The following is a 262-nucleotide window of genomic DNA, read 5'->3' as shown; positions in this document are numbered from 1 at the left end:
ATCCATATCGAGATCGACGGCGGCGTCACGCCCGAGACCGCGCCCAAGGTCGTGGCGGCCGGCGCGGATGTGCTGGTCGCGGGGTCTGCGGTGTTCAAGGGCGGCTCGGTCGAGAACCCAGAGCCCTACGGCGCCAACATGCGGGCGATCCGCGCCTCGGTGCAAAGGATGGCGGCATGAGGATCGTCTTCGATCTGGACGGCACGCTGATCGACAGCGCGCCCGACCTGCACGCAGCGATCAACCGGGTGCTGGCGGAATG

At 68.3% G+C, this 262-nt stretch carries 1 pseudogene; it reads left to right on the top strand.

Annotated elements, in window-relative coordinates:
* Positions 1-180 (top strand): annotated as a pseudogene (locus JI667_RS23545) (hypothetical protein); the annotation flags it as partial.
* Between the last annotated feature and the right edge of the window lie 82 nt (positions 181-262).

The organism is Bacillus sp. NTK074B (assembly GCF_017303375.1).
Classification (GTDB): domain Bacteria; phylum Bacillota; class Bacilli; order Bacillales; family Bacillaceae_B; genus Rossellomorea.
The sequence above is the reverse complement of the archived record's forward strand: the minus strand, read 5'-3'. Positions and strand labels throughout refer to the sequence as shown.